This is a genomic window from Planotetraspora thailandica (assembly GCF_016863335.1).
Lineage (GTDB): Bacteria > Actinomycetota > Actinomycetes > Streptosporangiales > Streptosporangiaceae > Planotetraspora > Planotetraspora thailandica.
Genome location: NZ_BOOR01000004.1, coordinates 174,882 through 192,435, shown reverse-complemented (window position 1 = coordinate 192,435; position 17,554 = coordinate 174,882). Strand labels below are relative to the sequence as shown.

At 68.3% G+C, this 17,554-nt stretch carries 18 protein-coding genes; 7 read left to right on the top strand and 11 right to left on the bottom strand.

Features of this window, described 5'->3' with window-relative positions:
• Positions 1-46: 46 nt before the first annotated feature.
• Entirely contained in the window at positions 47-196 is a 150-nt protein-coding gene (locus Pth03_RS01840; protein WP_203942298.1) for a hypothetical protein, read from the bottom strand.
• 200 nt (positions 197-396) lie between these two features.
• Here Pth03_RS01840 and Pth03_RS01835 point away from each other — a divergent pair, with 200 nt between their 5' ends.
• The 3 genes from Pth03_RS01835 to Pth03_RS01825 all read left to right on the top strand — a co-directional run bounded on the left by Pth03_RS01835 (position 397) and on the right by Pth03_RS01825 (position 3,659).
• Positions 397-1,191, top strand: a complete 795-nt coding sequence (locus tag Pth03_RS01835) for an IclR family transcriptional regulator domain-containing protein (protein WP_203942297.1) — start codon at positions 397-399, stop codon at positions 1,189-1,191.
• A gap of 153 nt (positions 1,192-1,344) precedes the next feature.
• Positions 1,345-2,526 carry an FAD-dependent monooxygenase gene (locus Pth03_RS01830; protein ID WP_203942296.1) on the top strand — a complete coding sequence of 394 codons (1,182 nt, stop codon included), beginning with the start codon at positions 1,345-1,347 and terminating at the stop codon, positions 2,524-2,526.
• Positions 2,527-2,654: 128 nt separating this feature from the next.
• Entirely contained in the window at positions 2,655-3,659 is a 1,005-nt protein-coding gene (locus Pth03_RS01825) for a PhnD/SsuA/transferrin family substrate-binding protein (RefSeq protein WP_203942295.1), read from the top strand.
• A gap of 31 nt (positions 3,660-3,690) precedes the next feature.
• Here the strand turns inward: Pth03_RS01825 and Pth03_RS01820 are convergent, their stop codons facing one another.
• The 3 genes from Pth03_RS01820 to Pth03_RS01810 are packed head-to-tail and all read right to left on the bottom strand — an operon-like array spanning position 3,691 to position 6,633.
• On the bottom strand, positions 3,691-4,104 hold the full coding sequence (locus Pth03_RS01820) for a carboxymuconolactone decarboxylase family protein (protein WP_203942294.1): 414 nt from the start codon (positions 4,102-4,104) through the stop codon (positions 3,691-3,693).
• Positions 4,105-4,163: 59 nt separating this feature from the next.
• Complete coding sequence (locus tag Pth03_RS01815) at positions 4,164-5,186, bottom strand: aldo/keto reductase (RefSeq protein WP_239118688.1); 1,023 nt, start codon at positions 5,184-5,186, stop codon at positions 4,164-4,166.
• 10 nt (positions 5,187-5,196) lie between these two features.
• On the bottom strand, positions 5,197-6,633 hold the full coding sequence (locus Pth03_RS01810) for an aldehyde dehydrogenase (protein WP_203942293.1): 1,437 nt from the start codon (positions 6,631-6,633) through the stop codon (positions 5,197-5,199).
• A gap of 127 nt (positions 6,634-6,760) precedes the next feature.
• Here Pth03_RS01810 and Pth03_RS01805 point away from each other — a divergent pair, with 127 nt between their 5' ends.
• The gene (locus tag Pth03_RS01805) at positions 6,761-7,423 is read left to right on the top strand and encodes a TetR/AcrR family transcriptional regulator (RefSeq protein WP_203942292.1); all 663 of its coding nucleotides are present in this window, start codon (positions 6,761-6,763) and stop codon (positions 7,421-7,423) included.
• A gap of 42 nt (positions 7,424-7,465) precedes the next feature.
• On the opposite strand, the gene Pth03_RS01800 is transcribed toward Pth03_RS01805, so the two are convergent.
• Positions 7,466-8,665, bottom strand: a complete 1,200-nt coding sequence (locus tag Pth03_RS01800; RefSeq protein ID WP_203942291.1) for an MFS transporter — start codon at positions 8,663-8,665, stop codon at positions 7,466-7,468.
• A gap of 168 nt (positions 8,666-8,833) precedes the next feature.
• On the opposite strand from Pth03_RS01800, the gene Pth03_RS01795 reads away from it, so the two are divergent.
• Positions 8,834-9,772 (top strand): MmyB family transcriptional regulator, encoded by a 939-nt coding sequence (locus Pth03_RS01795; protein WP_203942290.1) that lies wholly within the window; start codon positions 8,834-8,836, stop codon positions 9,770-9,772.
• Here the strand turns inward: Pth03_RS01795 and Pth03_RS01790 are convergent.
• The gene (locus Pth03_RS01790) at positions 9,679-10,062 is read right to left on the bottom strand and encodes an SHOCT domain-containing protein (protein WP_203942289.1); all 384 of its coding nucleotides are present in this window, start codon (positions 10,060-10,062) and stop codon (positions 9,679-9,681) included. The two genes, Pth03_RS01795 and Pth03_RS01790, sit on opposite strands and share 94 nt — an antisense overlap.
• A gap of 352 nt (positions 10,063-10,414) precedes the next feature.
• Between Pth03_RS01790 and Pth03_RS01785 the strand changes: the two genes are divergently transcribed.
• The gene (locus tag Pth03_RS01785; RefSeq protein ID WP_203942288.1) at positions 10,415-11,224 is read left to right on the top strand and encodes a sensor histidine kinase; all 810 of its coding nucleotides are present in this window, start codon (positions 10,415-10,417) and stop codon (positions 11,222-11,224) included.
• Between the two features lie 5 nt (positions 11,225-11,229).
• On the opposite strand, the gene Pth03_RS01780 is transcribed toward Pth03_RS01785, so the two are convergent.
• The 4 genes from Pth03_RS01780 to Pth03_RS01765 form a co-directional block, all read right to left on the bottom strand.
• Positions 11,230-13,566 (bottom strand): helix-turn-helix transcriptional regulator, encoded by a 2,337-nt coding sequence (locus Pth03_RS01780; RefSeq protein WP_203942287.1) that lies wholly within the window; start codon positions 13,564-13,566, stop codon positions 11,230-11,232.
• A gap of 250 nt (positions 13,567-13,816) precedes the next feature.
• Entirely contained in the window at positions 13,817-14,629 is an 813-nt protein-coding gene (locus tag Pth03_RS01775) for an SDR family NAD(P)-dependent oxidoreductase (RefSeq protein WP_203942286.1), read from the bottom strand.
• Between the two features lie 49 nt (positions 14,630-14,678).
• Positions 14,679-15,017 carry an ArsR/SmtB family transcription factor gene (locus tag Pth03_RS01770; protein WP_203942285.1) on the bottom strand — a complete coding sequence of 113 codons (339 nt, stop codon included), beginning with the start codon at positions 15,015-15,017 and terminating at the stop codon, positions 14,679-14,681.
• Positions 15,014-15,448, bottom strand: a complete 435-nt coding sequence (locus tag Pth03_RS01765; protein ID WP_239118687.1) for an SRPBCC family protein — start codon at positions 15,446-15,448, stop codon at positions 15,014-15,016. The genes Pth03_RS01770 and Pth03_RS01765 overlap by 4 nt, the downstream gene beginning before the upstream one ends.
• 272 nt (positions 15,449-15,720) lie before the next feature.
• Here Pth03_RS01765 and Pth03_RS01760 point away from each other — a divergent pair, with 272 nt between their 5' ends.
• Positions 15,721-16,791: a glycosyl hydrolase family 18 protein gene (locus Pth03_RS01760; protein WP_203942284.1), complete on the top strand. Its 1,071-nt coding sequence runs from the start codon at positions 15,721-15,723 to the stop codon at positions 16,789-16,791.
• 110 nt (positions 16,792-16,901) lie between these two features.
• Here the strand turns inward: Pth03_RS01760 and Pth03_RS01755 are convergent, their stop codons facing one another.
• Positions 16,902-17,423, bottom strand: coding sequence for a pyridoxamine 5'-phosphate oxidase family protein (locus tag Pth03_RS01755; RefSeq protein WP_203942283.1), 522 nt, complete (start codon positions 17,421-17,423; stop codon positions 16,902-16,904).
• Positions 17,424-17,554: the final 131 nt, after the last annotated feature.

The following is a 17,554-nucleotide window of genomic DNA, read 5'->3' as shown; positions in this document are numbered from 1 at the left end:
TCGGTCGTCGTCCTGCTCGGGCGCCGGTGCGCCACCGGTACCCGGGTCACGGTCGCTTCGATCCGGCCAGCCGGATCGTCAGCTCCGCGTCCACGTCTACCCGTCCCACCTTCGTGGCTCCGCCCAGGTTCCCCGGTGGAGTGAGATGGCCGGGCAGGAGGCCGTTGAATAAAGGCGCGTTGTCCTGCGTGGCCATGTACTCCCCTCACAGGACTCCGACCCTAGGTAGGCAAATGGTATTACCTTCGTACCAACAGCCGCAATGGTACAGCCCTCTCCTCATCGACTTCCGGCCCCACACGCCCGAGCAGGCAGCCTGCCTCCCGGCGTCCGAGTAGCGGCACAGGACCTCGGGATGCGTTTGACCAGCATCAACTTTCTTCGTATAACGAAATCGTGTCTATTAGCGAAGAAATCGACGGCGGGCCGCCGATCAAGGCGAGTCGGCGTGAAGGCATGGCCGGGCTCGCCAAGGGGCTGGCGATCATAGAGGCGTTCGATCTTCGCCATCCGCAGCTCACCGTCAGCGAGGCCGCCGCGGCCACCGGCACGACGCCGGCGTCCGCCCGCCGCTGCCTGCTGACCTTGGAGGAGTTGGGTTACCTCAGCCATGACGGCAAGTACTTCCGGCCGACTCCCAGGATGATGCGCCTGAGCGCGTCGTATGCCAACACCTCCTCCCTGACCGTGCTCGCCCAGCCCTGCCTGGTGGCTGTGCGCGACGAGCTCGACGAGTCCGCGTCCCTGGCCGTACTCGACGACGGGCACGCACTGTTCGTGGCGAGGGCCGAGGCCACGCGCATCGTGTCGGCGGGCGTACGGGTGGGTGCGCGACTGCCCGCGTACGCCTCCTCTACCGGGCGCGTGATGCTCGCGGCGCTTCCGGACCGGGAACTGGAGGATTATCTCGCCCGCTGCCGGCCGCAGCCCATGACCCCGAACACGCCCGCCACCCTCCTGCAGGTCCGCCAGAAGATCCAGCAAGCCCGAGAGGAGGACGCGGCCTTCACCGACGAGGAACTCGAGCCGGGCGTGCTGACCGTGGCGGTCCCGGTCCGCGACAACCTCGGGCGGACGCATGCCGCCATGAGCGTCAGCACCTCTACCGCCCGTTCCTCTCTGGAGGTCATGCGGGAGAAATACCTGCCCGTGGTCCGCCGGGAGGCGGTCCGCCTGGGCCGGATGCTGTGAGCGGGTCCTCGCCCCTCATCTGAGCCCGCGCACCGCCCGTGCGGTGCGCGACCGGCCTTCGGCCAAGGCCGCCCACAACCGTTGACACCCCCTGTGGCCCAAGATTACGGTGAAATTACCGAAAATCTTTCGCTAATCGAAAAAGGGGTCGGCATGAGTTCACCCGCACTTCGGGTGGCGGTCGTGGGCGGCGGGATCGGTGGCATGACCACCGCGAAGGCTCTGGTGCGGTCCGGCATCGACGTCACGGTCTTCGAACAGGCGCCACAGCTCGGCGAGATCGGCGCGGGGGTGCTGATGACCCCCAACAGCGTGCGCCACCTGGAACGGATGGGAATGGGGGCCGCACTGGCCGCCGCGGGCGCACGCATCGGCACGGGGTCGCGGTACTACCGGATGGACGGCACCCTCGTCGCCCCCATCCTCACCACCGATTCCAGTGGCTGGAACGGCATGTACGGCATGCACCGCGCCGACCTGCTCGCAATCCTCGCCGACGGCCTGCCCGCGGAGGCGGTGCGCACCGGCCACCGGTGCGTGGGCATGGAGCAGGACGCCGCGGGCGTGCGCCTGGCCTTCGACAACGGTGAGTCTGCGGAGGCCGACGTCGTCATCGCGGCGGACGGGATCAACTCCGTGCTCCAGCCCTACGTGGTCGAGCCGTCCAGCCCCGTGCACTCCGGGTCGGTGGCCTATCGCGGCCTGATCCCGGTCGAAAGGCTCCCCGAATGGCCGCGTGGCGTCTCGCAGCTGTGGATGGGAGAGGGCAAGCACTTCCTGGTCTATCCCGTGCGCGGGGGTGCGCTGCTGAACTACGTCGGTTTCGTGCCGAGCGACGAGCGCACCGCCGAGTCCTGGTCCGCCCCTGGTGATCCGGTCGCCCTCGCCGCGGCGTTCGCAGGCTGGGACCCGCGCATCGAAGGGCTGCTGGCCCAGGTGGAGGCCACCTACTGGTGGGGGCTGTACGACCGTGAGCCGCTCAGCACCTGGACCAAGGGCCGGCTGACGTTGCTCGGGGACGCCGCTCACCCGATGCTGCCTCACCTCGGGCAGGGCGCGAACCAGGCCATCGAGGACGCCGTCGCCCTTGCCGTGTTGCTGACCGGCGTCGACCGGGCGGGCGCGCCTCGAGCGCTGACGGCCTACGAGGAACTGCGCCGGCAGCGGGTCGCCCAGGTCCAACGCGGCGCCCGGGCGAACGGACGCCGCTACGACTCCGCCTACGACGACCTCGACGAGCGGGACGCCGAGATCGCCGCTTCGGTGAGGTTTCGCTCCTGGCTCTACGACCACGACGTCGAAGCCGAGGCCAGGACCCTCGCACCGGCCCATTGATCTTCGGCGGGAAGGTCCGTACGACATGACGGCTCGGTGCTCAAGGCCGGCCCGGCCTTCCAGGCCTGATCCGGACGTCCGCCCAGGTCGATTGGCCGATATTTCATGACAAAGGAGAGAGAAACAGCATGTCAGATCGACGTCTGACCCTGGCGATCGCCGACTACGACCGGGTCGCCGCGCTCGCCGACGGGCGGGTCACCGTCCCGGGGGTCGAGCTTGAGCTGCGGACTCTGGCGCCGTCGGAGACGTTCTACCGGATGCTGCACGAAGACGCGTTCGACGTCAGCGAGATGTCGCTGTCCAGTTTCCTCATCGCCAGGGAGCAGGGCAGGGAATGGACCGCGATCCCCGTGTTCCCGAACCGGACCGCCTTTCACACCTCGCTCTTCGTGCATGAGCGGTCCGGCATTCAGCGCGCTGAGGAGCTGCGGGGCAAGCGGATCGGCCTGCCCGAATACCAGATGACGGCCGCAGTGTGGACCAGAGGCGCGCTCGCCCACGACTTCGGCGTCGATCCCACAAGCGTCGAATGGTTCATCGAGCGTCGTCCCGAGCTCAGCCATGGTGGAGAGACGGGGTTCCGTCCCGCACCCGGGATCCAGGTGAGCCGGGTGCCCGAGGGGGAGACGCTGCACTCGATGCTCGTCGCGGGCGAGATCGAGGCGGTGATGCCGAGCCCGTACCCCGGTATGACCTCGCGGCTCAACCGGACGAGTGCGCACGACCTCAGGGCGACCCCCGGTGTGCGCAGGCTGTTCGCCGACCCGTGGGCCGAAGCCGTGCGCACCTACCGCAAGTACGGCTTCCTCCACTGCAACCACACCGTCGTGGTGCAGAACCGGCACCTGGAGCAGGATCCCGACCTCGCCATGAACCTGTTCCTGGCCTTCTCCGAAGCCAAGCGGCTGGCCTACGCCAACGTGCGCAGCATCGAGCGGTCCAGCCTGCTGATGGCCGGGCCGAGGCTGGACGAGCAGCAGGAGGTGTTCGGCGACGACCCGTTCCCATATGGGTTCGAGAGCTCGGCGGCGGCCCTGCGCACCCTCGCCGGCTACTCCCACGAGCAATGCCTGACGTCGACCCCGGCGGTCGTGGAGAACCTCTTCGCGAGCAGCACTCTGGCCACCTGAGGTCGGCCTGGGTGGCCACTGCGCGCGGTCCTTACCGGGGCTGTTCGGCTGCGTGGACCTCCTGGAAGACCTGCCGGGCGATCTGATAGCTGTCGAAGGCACGGGCGGCGCCGGCGTACGCCTCGATGTGGATGAACGCCTCGACGATCTCTTCCGGAGTGACTCCGTTGCCGAGTGCGATGCGGAGCTGCCCGCGCAACGGTTCGAGTGTGCCCAGGGTGGCGGCGATCGTCACGGAGATGAGGGCGCGGGTGCGGGTGTCGAGGACGTCGGTGCGTGGCCAGGCGTCGCCGAAGGTGTGCAGTGTGGCCAGGCGCGTGAAGTCCGCGGCGTTGGCCGGCTCGCCTGGGCCGGGTTCCAGGAACGGCTCCAGCCGCCTGCCGAGCAGCCGCGCGGCCGTGTCGAGTGCGGCCGCGTAGCCGGGTTCCTGCTGGTCGTCGGTCATGGTGATTCCTTGATCGCTTGTCGTTTCGGAGGGGCGGGCGTACGCCCGGAGTGTGGAGATCAGTGCTGGGGGCGCACGTTGAGCGCGCCGTACTGCCCGCCACGCACCAGCGCGGGGTCGAACAGGCCCGAGAGGAAGGCGAGGTCGTCCGCGCTCAGCGGCACGGCCGTCGCGGCGGCGTTCTGGCGTGCGTACGCCGCCCGCTTCGTGCCGGGTATGGGCGCGATGTCGTACGGCTGGGCGAGCAGCCAGGCCAGGGCGATCTGCCCGGGGGCGTGTCCCCGCTCGTCGGCGAACGCCTTCAGGCCCTCGATGAGGCGGAGGTTCTCCGCGAAGTTCTCTTCCTGGAACTTGGGCAGAGTGGAGCGGAAGTCGTCGCCGGAGAACGAGGTGCCGCTGGTGAAGCGGCCGGCGAGCGCGGCTCGCCCCAGGGGGCTGTACGGGACGAAGGTGATGCCCAGCTCACGGCAGGTGGGAAGCACCTCCTGCTCCACCTCGCGGGCCCAGAGCGAGTACTCACTCTGGAGAGCCGAGACCGGCGTCACCGCGGCCGCCCGGTGAAGTAGGTCCGGCCCGACCGCGCTGAGCCCGATCGCACGCACCTTGCCCGCGGCCACCAGGGCGGCCATCGCGCCGACGGTGTCCTCGATCGGCACGGTGGGGTCGAGGCGGTGGATGTAGTAGAGGTCGATGTGGTCGACGCCGAGGCGGCGCAGGCTGGCGTCGCAGGCGGCGGCCACGTATTCGGGGCGTCCGTCCAAGGCCACCCCGCCCTCCGGGGCGAGCCGGGCGCCGAACTTCGTCGCCAGGACGACCTCGTCGCGCACACCGCGTACGGCGCGGCCCAGCAGCTCCTCGTTGTGCCCGAAGCCCTTCTGGGGCCGGCCGGTGGCCGCGCCGGCCGCGCCGTAGATGTCGGAGGTGTCGAAGAAGTCGATGCCGGCGTCGATGGCGGCATGGATCGTGGCGACGGACTCCTCCTCGTCGGCGTCGCCGTAGAACTGGGACATTCCCATGCAGCCCAGCCCGATCGGCCGGATGGAGATGTCGCTGTGTCCGAGCGTGATGCGGGCTTCCTGCACGACGGTCCTCCTAGACGGCGATGGTCTTGTACTCGATGTATTGGGTGAGACCCGCGGCGCCGAACTCGCGGCCGATGCCGCTGCTCTTGTAGCCGCCGAAGGCACCGTCGTACGTCGGGGCGGCTCCGTTGACGGTCATCCACCCGGTTCGGATCCTGCGGGCGACCTCGACCCCGTGGTCCCGGTCGGCGGTCCACACGCCGCCGCCGAGGCCGTACTCGGAGTCGTTGGCGATGCGGACGGCGTCGTCCTCGTCGTCGAACGGGATGACGACCAGGACGGGGCCGAAGATCTCCTCGCGGGCGATCCGCATGTCGCTGTCGACGTCGGCGAACAGCGTCGGACGGACGTAGTACCCGCCCTCCAGACCCTCGGGCGTCTCCGGGCCGCCGGTGACCATCCGGGCGCCTTCGGCGATGCCGAGTTCGATGTAGGAGCGCACCCGCTGCTGCTGGTCGGCGCGCACCATGGGCCCGATGAAGGTCTCCGGGTCCGCGGGGTCGCCGACGCGGATCCCCTCCACCATGGCGGTCAGCGCGCCGACGACCTCCTCGTAGCGGCTGCGCGGGGCGAGGATCCGGGTGTGGGCCACGCAGTTCTCGGCGTTGTTGCCCAGCGACAGGGCCTTCAGGCCCGCCACGACCGCCGTCAGGTCGGCGTCCTCGAGGATGATCGAGGCGGATTTGCCGCCCAGCTCCAGGCTGACCCGCTTGAGCTGCTCTCCCGCGATGGAGGCGATGCGCCGCCCCGCCGCGGTGGAACCGGTGAAGGCGATCTTGTCCACGCCGGGGTGGGCGACCAGGTACTCACTCGTCTCGCGACCCGCGGGCAGGATGCTCACCACGCCCTCGGGAAGGCCGGCCTCGTCGAAGACCTCGGCGAGGGCCACGGCGTCCAGCGCCGTCTCGGGCGAGGCCTTCAGGATGACCGTGCAGCCGGCGAGCAGCGCGGGCACCAGCTTGACCAGGGCCGACTGGTGGGGCGCGTTCCACGGGATCACCGCGGCCACCACGCCCACGGGTTCGCGGCGCAGCCGCGTGACGGCCTCGCCCACGGCGCCCACCTGCTCCTCCCAGCCGAGGGCCGCGGCGGCGCGCAGATACGCGTCCGTCATCTCCGGAAGGGACTGCTGGTGCGTCCAGCGGGTGAACCACAGCGGCGAGCCGTTCTCGGAGGTGACCAGGGCCGCGAACTCCTCGGCGCGTGCCGCGTACAGCTTGGAGAACCGCTCCACGACGGTGCTCCGCTCCTGCGGGCTCATCCGGGGCCAGGGCCCCTCGTCGAACGCCCGCCGCGCGGCGGCGACCGCCCTGTCGACGTCGGCGGGGACGGCGTGCGGCGCGGTCCCGACCAGCGACCGGTCGTGCGGCGAGCGCACCTCCAGGACGTCGCCTCCGGCCGGGGCGACCCACTGTCCTCCGATGTACAGCCTGTCATACGTGATCACGGAACTTTCCCCCTCAGATAGGTGTCCAATGGACCCTTAAGACTGTAGCGGTCCACTGGACACCTAATCAAGTGTCCGGTGGACCGCTACTCTGGAGCTGCCATGATCCGCGGCGCGAGGAGGTTCGATGGACGACGTGGAGGTGCCGGCCTTCCAGCGGGCCAGGCGGCCCGAACACCGAGAACTGCGCCGGCAGGAGATCCTGGACGCCGCGGAGTCGCTGCTGGCCGAGATGCCGGCGGAGGAGATCAGCCTCCGGGAGCTCGGGCGCCGGCTGGGTGTGTCCAAGACGCATGTGGTGCGCTATTTCGAGAGTCGTGAGGGCGTCTTCCTGGGGCTTCTCAACCGGCTGCGGTCGTCCTGGCTCGACGCGCTGGGGGAGGAGTGGCCCACTCCGCCGTGCGAACCCGACCAGGTGATGCGGGCTTGGGCCGGCTCCCTCGCCTCCCGGCCGATCCTGTGCCAACTGTGGAGCCTGCTGCCGAGCGTGCTGGAGCGGAACGTCTCGGCCGAAACCGTACGCGTCTACAAATTCACCGACCTGGAACACCGCACCAGGCTGGCGAAGCTGGTCAGGGACCGGGTGCCGGCCCTCACCGCGGACGACGCGCTCACCCTGACGGAGTACGCCGTCGTCTCACTGGTGGGTCTGTGGCCGTTCAGCAACCCGACCCCGACCGTCGTCGAGGCCACGGCCGACCCCCGGCTCGCGGGCTCCCGGGTGGACTTCGCCACCATGTACGGAGAGATCCTTCAGACCACGCTCGCCGGCCTGCTCACCCGCGCATGAAGCGGGTGCCGGAGCGGCCCTTGGGGCCCTTGGCCATCTGCTTCAGGCACCCTTGGGGAAGGCGTTCTTCTTACCGCCGATCACGGCTATGCCGGCGGCGACCAGGAGCACCAACGACGCCCAAGTGATCGATGCGGTGCCCAGATCCGCAATCAGGAGACCACCGATGAGGCCGCCGAGCGCGATGGACGAAGAGAAGACCGTGATGGTGATCGTCTGAGCGACGTCAGCGGCCTCTCGCGTCGCGTTGATCACGGCACCGATGAACAGGCTGGGGGAGCTCCCGAATGCAAAGCCCCACGCTGCGACGGCCACATAGACCAGCGCAGGCACGCCGGAGAGCACGGCCAGAACGAGCATGCTGATCGCAAACACCACGGTGCTGCCCACCACGAGCTTGCGCAGGTGGCGGTCGATGTGTGTACCGACCACGAGAACGCTCAAAACAGACGTGACGCCGAAGGCGAAAAGCACCCAACCCGTCTGACTTTCCATATCCACATACGTGAGGAACTCAGATATGTAGGTGTAAAGAATATTGTGCGCGATCATGTATGCGGCAAGCGCGAACAAGATGGTGCGCAGCCCGGGTATGACCAGGGCCTGCGAGACCTTGAAGCGCTCATGCACCGACTGACCGGGCAGATTCGGAAGCGTCGCCAGTGCCCACGCCATGGTCAGCGCGGTCACAGCTGCAGAGGCGTAAAAAGCGAGCTGCCACCCACCGAGGCTGCTCATCCAGGTTCCCACTGGGACGCCCCCAGCCAGGCCTATAGGAGTTCCGGCCAGGGCGATGGCGATGGCACGGCCCTGCCGTCCCTCAGGGGCAAGCCGAGCGGCGTAACCGCCGAGGAGGGGCCAGATCAGCCCTGTGCCCAGGCCGGAGACAAAGCGGATCGCCAGGGTCAGCGCGTAGTCGCTGGACACCGCGGTGAGCACGTTGGTGACAGCGACAATGCCCAGCGCGAGCTGCAGCACGTTCTTGCGAGGCCACTTCGACGTCGCACGCGAAAGAGGGATCGCCGCTATCGCGGTGGCGGCGGCATAGAGGGTTACGGTCTGACCGGTGAGCGCGGCACTCGTGTGAAGCGTATGGGCCATTTCCGGCAGCAGGCCGGCAGGCAGGCACTCGGTGAGGATGCCGACGAACCCGCTGAGGAAGAGGCCGAGAAGGGCCTTGCCCGGAAGGCGGTCCCGTCGGTGTACTGCGGCGGGCGAAGCCGTACTGGCCGTTTCGGTCATTTACTGCTCCATGAGCTAGGCGAGGATGAGGCTGGGGAGAGCATTCAGATTGCTCCGGCCGTGCGGCGTTACCCAGACCTCCGCTCTGCTTAGGTCCCGTGTGGCTACCACCAGCAGGGACAGGCTGGAGGGCCCCGATCGGGAACACCCGGCGCAATACTGGAAGGCATGGCTATCCATCCCGACCTCCGCACCGACCCGGTAGCCGTGTCGGGCCTCGGCTCGGGACCCGGCCATGAGCGGCACCTCGACCCGCGCACGGAGCTGAGCGAATTCCTACGCACCCGCAGGGCCCGGCTGAAGCCCGCCGACGTGGGGCTCGCCGAGTACGGCCGGCGGCGCCGGGTGCCGGGCCTCAGGCGGGAGGAGCTGGCACAGGTCGCCGGGGTCTCTGTGGCGTATTACACGCGCCTCGAGCAGGGCAACGGCCGCAACGTCTCGGTCGAGGTACTGGACGCGATCTCCGGTGCGCTCAAGCTCTCCGACGCAGAGCACACCCACCTGCTGCACCTCGCCAAGCCGAATCAGCAGAAGGGGCAGCCCGCGCCGCAGCGCCAGCGGGTGCGGCCCGAGCTACTGAAGCTGCTGACGGCGATGGAGGGCGTACCCGCGTATGTGTGGGGCCGCCGTACCGATGTGCTGGCGTGGAACCGCACGGCCTCCGCACTCTTCGGGGACTGGGCGGCGCGTGCCCCGCAGGAGCGGAACTGGGCCAGGATCATCTTCCTCGACCCGGCGGCCCGGCGGCTATTCGTCGACTGGGAGTCCAAGGCTTCCGACGTGGTGGGCAATCTGAGGCTGGACGCCGGCCTGCACGCGGACGATCCGCTGCTCGCGGCGTTGATCGGCGAGCTCTCCATGAAGAGCGAGGACTTCCGGACGCTGTGGGCGGCCCACGATGTGAAGAAGAAGTCGCACGGCGGCATGCGGATCATGCATCCGCTGGCGGGAGCGCTGACGCTCCGCTACGAGACCTTCACGCTCCCCGGCGATGAAGAGCAGTCGCTGGCGATCTACCACGCTGAGCCCGGTTCGGCGTCGGAGGAGGGGCTGCGCCTACTGGCGAGCTGGGGCGCGGACGCCTCCCGGGACTGGTCGGCCGACTGAACGTCGTCGAGCGCTGGTTCGCCGAACTCACCGACGAGCGGATCCGGCCGGGAGTCCACGCGACCGGAGACTTGGGGCTCGGCGCGGAGGGCCTCCATGTGCCGGCGAAACTCGTCGTCGTCGATCTCACCTGCGGCGAACCGCCGAAACAGGACTTCCTGGGGGGTCCTCGACCTGCGGGCGCGCACCTTCGACCAGAGCATGGCGCCGAGGACACCGAAGAAGGCCACCCAGGACACGACGGCGAGGAGGATCACGCCCTCCGAGCTCGCGAATTCGCACAGGTGCATCTGGCTGTCTCTCCATCGGTCCTCCGGCGCATCGGATCAGCGCCGTTCACTCATGTTGCGCGGAATGCCGGAGCACCTCCAGGGTGCGTTTCGCCTGGGAGTGCCATTGCCACCCTCCAAGACCGGGCGTCCGGCAGCCGAAGCGCCCGCGTCGGCGATCTGCCGGCGCGCCCGGCGCCACCTTCCTGGGGCCGTCGGCGCCCTGGAACATACGCAGGTTTTCCTTGGCTACCCGCATGGTTTCGGTATGGATTTCGTGGTTTATCCCGTCCTCGGGGGAGCCCGGGACGGGGATGCTGGCGGTGTGGGTGTTCGACCGCACCTTCCAGTCGTGGATCGAGGAGATCCGAGAATGAACCGCAGTCCGAACTGTGCCGAACCCATTGAGCGGACCGCTGAGCGTGTGCTCAGGCAGCAGCGTCAGTTCGCCGCGGATGCGTCGCACGAACTGCGCACCCCCATCGCCGCCGTCCGTGTTGAGTTGGAGGCGGCCCTGCTGCATCCCGGAGACGCGCGCGAGGCGCTGGATGGAGCGCTGGGGGCTCTCGGGAGGCTGGAGGCGATAGCCGCCGACCTGTTGCTGCTGGCGGACATCGGGAGCGTGCCGCGGGCCGCCGAGGATGAGGTGGATCTGGGCCGGCTGGTGGCGGACGAACTCCGGTGCCGCTCGGGACGGCGGCGGATCCTGATCCACCAAGATGAGGACGTGACCGTGGAAGGGTCGCGCCCCCTGCTGTCCCGGCTGGTGACGAGCCTGCTGGACAACGCGGAACGGCACGCGGCGACGACGGTCGATGTGGAGGTACGGCGGGACGGCGAGCGAGCCCTGCTGTCGGTGGGCAACGACGGCGAGCCCGTGCCTGCGGAGGACCGCGAACGTATATTCGATCTTTTCTCGCGAAGGGACGCGGCCAGGAGCAGGTGTGACGGCGGCCCCGGACTCGGTCTGGCCATCGTCCGGCAAGTCGTCGAGGCCCACGGTGGGGACATCCACGTCCGGGACGGCGATCCTGGCGTACGGTTCGTCGTCCGCCTCCCGCTTGTGTCATCCATCCCGACAACCCTTGTGGGAGCAGGGGCTGTACGGCCGCTCGCCGGCCGCCCCGAACCCCTCACTGGCCCCGTCCGGGGGAGTTCTTGTTCAGTGAGGTGCGGCGTATGATCCCCTCACAGGTTGCCTCCCTCAGCCTTCCGAGCGGTCGTCCAGGCCGCGATCTGGGTGCGTGACTTGAAGCCGAGCTTGGTCATGATGTGCTCGATGTGACTCTCCGCAGTGCGCTGGGCGATAACGAGCGCGCACGAGATCTCCTTGTTCCCCAATCCCTGGGCGACCAGTTCCGCGACTTCCTGCTCCCGCCTGCTCAGCGGGGAGGGGACCGGCGTTTCGCCGACCTTGTCCTTCTTGTTCGTGTCCCGCAGGGTCCCGAGCGCTCGCGCGGTCGCGTGTTCGAGTGTCCACTCGCCGCCCTGCCGGACCGCGTCGGCGAAGGCGTCGTCGCCCAGCTTGTCCCGCAAGCTGGCGACGCACTGTTCGTGGAACTCGGCGTGCTGGCTCCAGTGGGTGGAGATGCCGGCCGTACGGCGCACCTTGTCCGCGGCTCCGAGCATGTGAGCCGCGCCGATGAGGTCGCCCTCGCTGGCCAGGGTCCAGCCGAGCGCTCTCATGCCGACGGTGATGATGAGCCGGTCGTCGAAGTCACGGCCGACCACCAGGCTTTCGCGTAGCAGCGAGATCGCTCGCGCGTTGTCGCCGCCTTGCCAGGCACCGAGAGCGACGATGATCAGCACCCAGGAGCGGACCCAGCTCTCCCCTTGCGCCTCGGAGAGTGCGAGACTCCGCTCGACCAGCTCGGCGGCCCGCTGCCGCTCCCCGAGATAGTCGGCCGCCGTGCCGAGGGAGAGCAGGGCGCACGCCAGACGCATGGTGTTGCCGGCCTCGGTGTTCCTGGTCACGGCATCCTCGAACAGGACGCCCGCCCGCTTGTAGTCGCCCGTGATGTTCGCCGCCATGCCCGAGACCAGCGAGGCCAGGCCCAAAGCCTCCGAGTGGCCCAGCTTGCAGGCCAGCGCCCTGCCCTCCTCGACGAGTCGCTCGGCCGCCGCGATGTCGCCCTGTGTGTAGGCGGCATCGGCCTCGGCGCACAGGGCCTCCGCTCGCATTGCGGTGGGACCTGGAGCGGCCTTCAGCATGCGGTCGAGCCAGTGGCGGCCCTCGCTGTAGAACGCGTTGGGCTTCCAGTGGGTCTCGTACAGGAGGGTGGCGATGTGCAGCCCGGCCTCCGCCTCGCCGGGTTCCTGCAGGCAGAATTCCAGGGCGGCCCGCAGATGCGCGCGCTCCAGCCGCAGCCGGGTGAACCAGGAGACCTGCTGAGGGCCGAACCATTCGGCGAGCGCCTGATCGACCAGCAGCCTGTACCGGTCCCGGTGCCGCCGCAGCAGCGCCCGCCGCTCGTCGGCGCTCAACCGCAGCCGCCCGAACTCCCGGAGTGTCTCCAGCATGCGATAGCGGACCTGCCTGTCGTGCTCCTCGCGTTGCAGCAGCGACTTGTCCAACAGTCCGTCGACCAGGTCCAGGACGTCCTCTCGCTCGATGCCGTCGCCGGTGCAGACGGATTCGGCGGTCTCCAGATCGAAGTCTCCAGGGAAGATCGACAAGCGGGTCCACAGAGTCTGCTCGGGGGTGGAGAGCAGCTGGAAGCTCCAGTTCACCAGCGCGTGCAGCGTCCGCTGACGCGGCGCGGCCGTACGGCTGCCGCGCGTCAGAAAACGGTAGCGATCGTTGAGGTGTTCGACGAGCGCGCTCACCGACAGCGCCCGCAGCCGCACGGCGGCGAGTTCGATCGCCAGAGGAATGCCTTCCAACCGGCGGCACAGCTCGGCGACCGCCGACTGATTGTCCTGGGTGAGGGTGAACTCGGGCACCGCCGCCGCGGCGCGCTCCACGAACAGGGCCACCCCGTCGTACAGCTCCGGCGCCTTCTCCGTCAGAGGCTGATCCACGCCTGGTACGGCGAGCGGTGCCACCTTCATCGCGTGCTCGCCTGTGATGCCAAGCGACTGCCGGCTCGTCGCGATGATCCGCAGTTCGGAGGCGGTCCGCAGAAGACTGTCGGCGAGCTCGGCGCAGGCGTCGCTCAGGTGCTCGCAGTTGTCGAGGACGAGCAACGTCCGCTGGGAGGCCAGCAGCTGTGCAAGCCCGTCCACTGGGCAGATCATGGACTCGTCGCGCAGGCCGACGGTCTCCGCGACCGTCTCCACCACGAGGTGCGGGTCGTCGAGACCGGTCAGATCCACCAGCCACACCGCGTCGAAGGCTCGGTGGTGCTCGGCGGCAGCCCTGAGGGCGAGCCGTGTCTTGCCGACGCCGCCCACGCCGGTCAGCGTCACCAGCCGCGAGGCGGTCAGCAGCTGCCTGATCTGGGCGAGTTCCCGTTTCCTGCCCACGAAGCTGGTCAGGTCGGCGGGCAGGTTGCCAATCCGCCGCACATGCCTCAAACCAGCCATCACCTCACGCTAGAAGGGGCTAAGCCGCAGGTCAACGCCGTAGTCCATCAGTCGTCGGCACCAGGACCCGCCGCATCGCCGTCCAGCGTGCCTGTCTCATGAAGATCGTGACCGAAGACAACCGAGCTTGGAGCATCTGCCGCTGTTGGCAGTGGGCGGCGGCAAGTTGTTCGGCAGCACCAGCGGAGCGTCCGGGACGTGCAGGGAACGAAGCAGCTTGGCCTTGTCGGCCTGATCGGGCATAGGGGTCTCAGTCGACAAGTGCGCCGGCGGACAGATTGGCGATTGTTCCGGTCATGGCTCCAGCTCGATCTGAAGCCAGGAACGCGGCCGTCTCTGCGATTTCAGAGAGCGTAGGCAGCCTCTTTAGAAGCGTCCCCTGCACCATCCCCCCTCCTTCGAGCAATTCCTGGACCGACTGCCCGGCCGCTGCCGCGGTTTGCTTGAAGAGGTCCTTGGTGTAGGAACCCGCTGCCGGCGCATCGACGACAGCGTGTGGACGGATGGTGATCACGCGGATGTTGCTGGGTGCCAATTCCGCGGCCAGAACCCGCGAGAAGGCCTCCTTGCCGGCCGCGCTCACGCTGTGCCCCAAGATGCCGCCTACAGCCAGTTTGGAACCCGGCTCGGACAAAGTAAGGATGACGCCAGGACGCTCGCGACCCATGTGCCGTGCCACAGCCTTGCTTGTGATGAACAGCGTCCGCAGAAAGCCATCAATCGGCCGCATGAACTCCTCCAGCGAGAGGTCCGCCAGCAAAGTCCCCTGGTCGTGCATGACACTCACGGCGTTGAGGGCGATGTCGATGCTGCCGGCCGTCGCCGCGATCGCATCGGCGTGCTTTTCGACCGCCTGTTGATCGAGAACGTCGACTTGCGCGGTCTCGACTGTTCCGCCCGTGGCGGCGATATCACGCGCCACGGCGTCGAGCTTCGCCTGCGTCCGCCCGGCGATGAAGACCCTCGCGCCTTCCCGGGCGAATATCCGTGCGATTGCGCCGCCGATAGCGCCCCCACCTCCATAGATCACAGCGTTCTTATCGCCAAGCAGCAATCCACTCATATGCGTCCTCCAAAGGTGATTGATTCGTCCGAACGCGGCGGCCTATCGGTCAGTCGTGTTTCTGACGCTGGATCTGTTCTGCGATGCGCTTGATTCGGTTCAGTCGCGCATCCCAGGTCTTGCCGACTTCATTCAGTTGCCGGACGGCGCGGGCGAGCTGCGCCTCGTCGACTTCGTAGCGCCGCTCGCGGCCCATCGGTGTCGCGTGCACGAGGCCTGCGCGATCGAGGACGCCCAGGTGCTTGGTGACCGCTTGGCGCGAGATCGGGAGACGATCACTCAGGCTGGTCGGCGTACCGACTCCTTCCGCGAGCAGCAGGTCGAGCAGGCGGCGCCTGATCGGGTCGCCGATCGCCGACCAGAGTTCGTCGTCGACGGCGACGGTCATTGCGCCACCACGGAAGGGGCGTAGCTCCGCAGTCTGGGCAGGAACATGTCCCAGCCGCGCTCATGGTCGTGGAAGGCCTCCTCGAGCACAGCGGCCTCCCAGCCCTTCTCCCGCCAGCCGCTCTCAGTCAGGCGCAGAATCGTGCCGTCGCCGGAGGGCTCGAGTTCGAAGGTGACCAGGAGCGAGTTGTCCGCATCGGGCAGCTGACCATCAGAAGCGATCCAGTGGAACGCGAACTTGCGGGGCGGATCCACGTCGACCACCGTGATCGGTTCAACCGCAGCGTGGGCGCCGAACACCAGTTCGCCGACCGCGCCTGGCGCAGGCTCGAACGACGCGTCATCGGGCCACCACATCTTGATGTGCTCGGGACGACTCACCACATCGAACACGATCTCCGGTGCCGCGTCGATGCGGATCTCGCGCTCCAACTTTCCAAACTCCACCAGGGACCTCCAATAAGCAACCATCGGTTGCGCATGACTGTAGCCGCCACGGCGGCCATCCGCAACCTTGTGTTGCGTAACGACCGCGAGGCCGACACAGGGGAGCGCGGCGACCTCGATTGACAGAGGCACCTTGCGATGAGCCGTAGGGATCAGAACACGCCCGGGTGGATCACGCGCTTTCTTTCCTTTTGGTGAGGGACGGCCGCGCCCGTAACAGCTAACCTTCTTTACAATTCCTTTCACGGGAGGTTGGCATGCGCCGTCTGGCCGCTCTTGTCTGCTTACTCGTCCCCCTCCTCATCGCGGTCCCTGCCAGGGCCGCGGCCACCCCGATTCAGGTCTACGGGTCATGGCACTGCGGCAACGACGCCTGCATCTGGGGCGCCGTCCGTGATGTGAGCGAGTTCGACCAGAAGAACCACTGGCTCATCGACCGAGGCGACGGCCGCCCCTCGGTCAACGTCGTAGTGCTCAGCTTCGTCCACCCGGTAAAGCTGCTGCACAAGACGACCGACGCCCAGACCCTCGACGGGGTTCCGCGCGGCATGACCGCCGACATCGTGAACTACTTCAAGAGCCGCGGCATCCGGGTCATGCTGTCCATCGGCGGCATCACCTACACCGACGCGTGGAACGCGGCCTTGGCGGAGAACGCGGCCCAGTTCGGCCGAAACGCCGCCGAGGTGGCCCAGCGGCTCGGCGTCGGCATCGAGATCGACTACGAGGAGAACAGCGGCGCCGACCTCGCGGGCCTGCAGTCCTTCATCGACGCGTACCGGGCCGTCCTGCCGTACGACGCCACAGGAGCCAACCAGGCGGCGCGCCTGACCATCGACCTGGCCGCAGGCGATCGATGGCTGATCGACATCGGCAGAAAGGCGACGGCGGACTGGCTGCGCACCACCGCGCCGGTCCTGGACTACGCCAACGCGATGGTTCCCGCCCGCCAGCCGAGCGCTTCCGCCGCGATCGCCAACTGGCAGGAGCACCTGGACGGCAAAGCGACCTACGCCCCGCCGATCCCGCCGCTGGCTCCCGCCAAGTTCACCGGCAGCCTCTACATCGCCGAGGGAAACAAGGTCCTTCCCGAGTGCACCGGCTTCGGTGCGTCGCTGCAGAACACCACCGGCACCTTCGTCCAAACGGCCGCGCCGAACGGCGCGGGAACGAGTTCGGGACTGCTCGGCTACATGTTCTGGGCGGCGGAGCGGCCCTCCACCCGTGGCGTGACCACCCTGCCGCCCAACACGTGCGAGGGCGGCGTGGGCGGCGGCGCAACGGCTTACTCCATTCCGATTCCGATGCCCGCCCTGCGGCAGAGTTGAGCGCGTCGGGGCCGCCGTGCACCGGCGGCCCCGACAATCCGGGATCAGCGCGGGCCGGGTGTCCTGACCCAGCCTTGGGCCGCTCCTTTTTCTCCTGCCGACAGATCTGATCAGCGACTGTGAATCGGTCCGTCGACGTCGGCTGCGCCCGCGCGTGCCAGCACCAGGTCCTCGACGGCCTTGGGGAGGGTGGTTTCGAAGTCCAGCAGCTTCGCCCAGTCCGGCTCGACGGTGATGAGGACCATCTGGTCATACAGGGCCCGCACCCCCTGCTCCCAGCCCTTGACGTGCGCGGCCGGGACCACCTTCCGGGACGCTTCGACGTAGGAATCCGGCACCCCATCGACCAGCTCGACCCGCGCCGCCCCGCGGATCAGCAGCACCCGCGGCGGCCACTCGTCCTGGGTGTCGACGGTGAGCGCCACCCTGGGATTCTGCCGCAGTGCCCGAACCTTCGCCGATTTCGGCACGGTGGCCATGACCACATGCTCGCCGGTCCACCAGAACCCGATCGGAATCGCCCGGGGCGCGCCGTCGGTCCCGATGTAGGCCAGCCGTGCAGGGATAGACGATCCCAGCAGCTTCTGCGAGATCGGCTTGGCCAGCTCCTCGGCGACGTCTTGGCGGTTCATGTCCGGCTCCCTTGTCGGTTGACGCGCCCACCCGGGCGCGTTCGTAAGTCAGACGGAGCCGACCGCTCGTTCTCGACATACGCACAGAACTCCCCCCGCGATTGGAAGAGACCTTTACGAACAAATCCCGC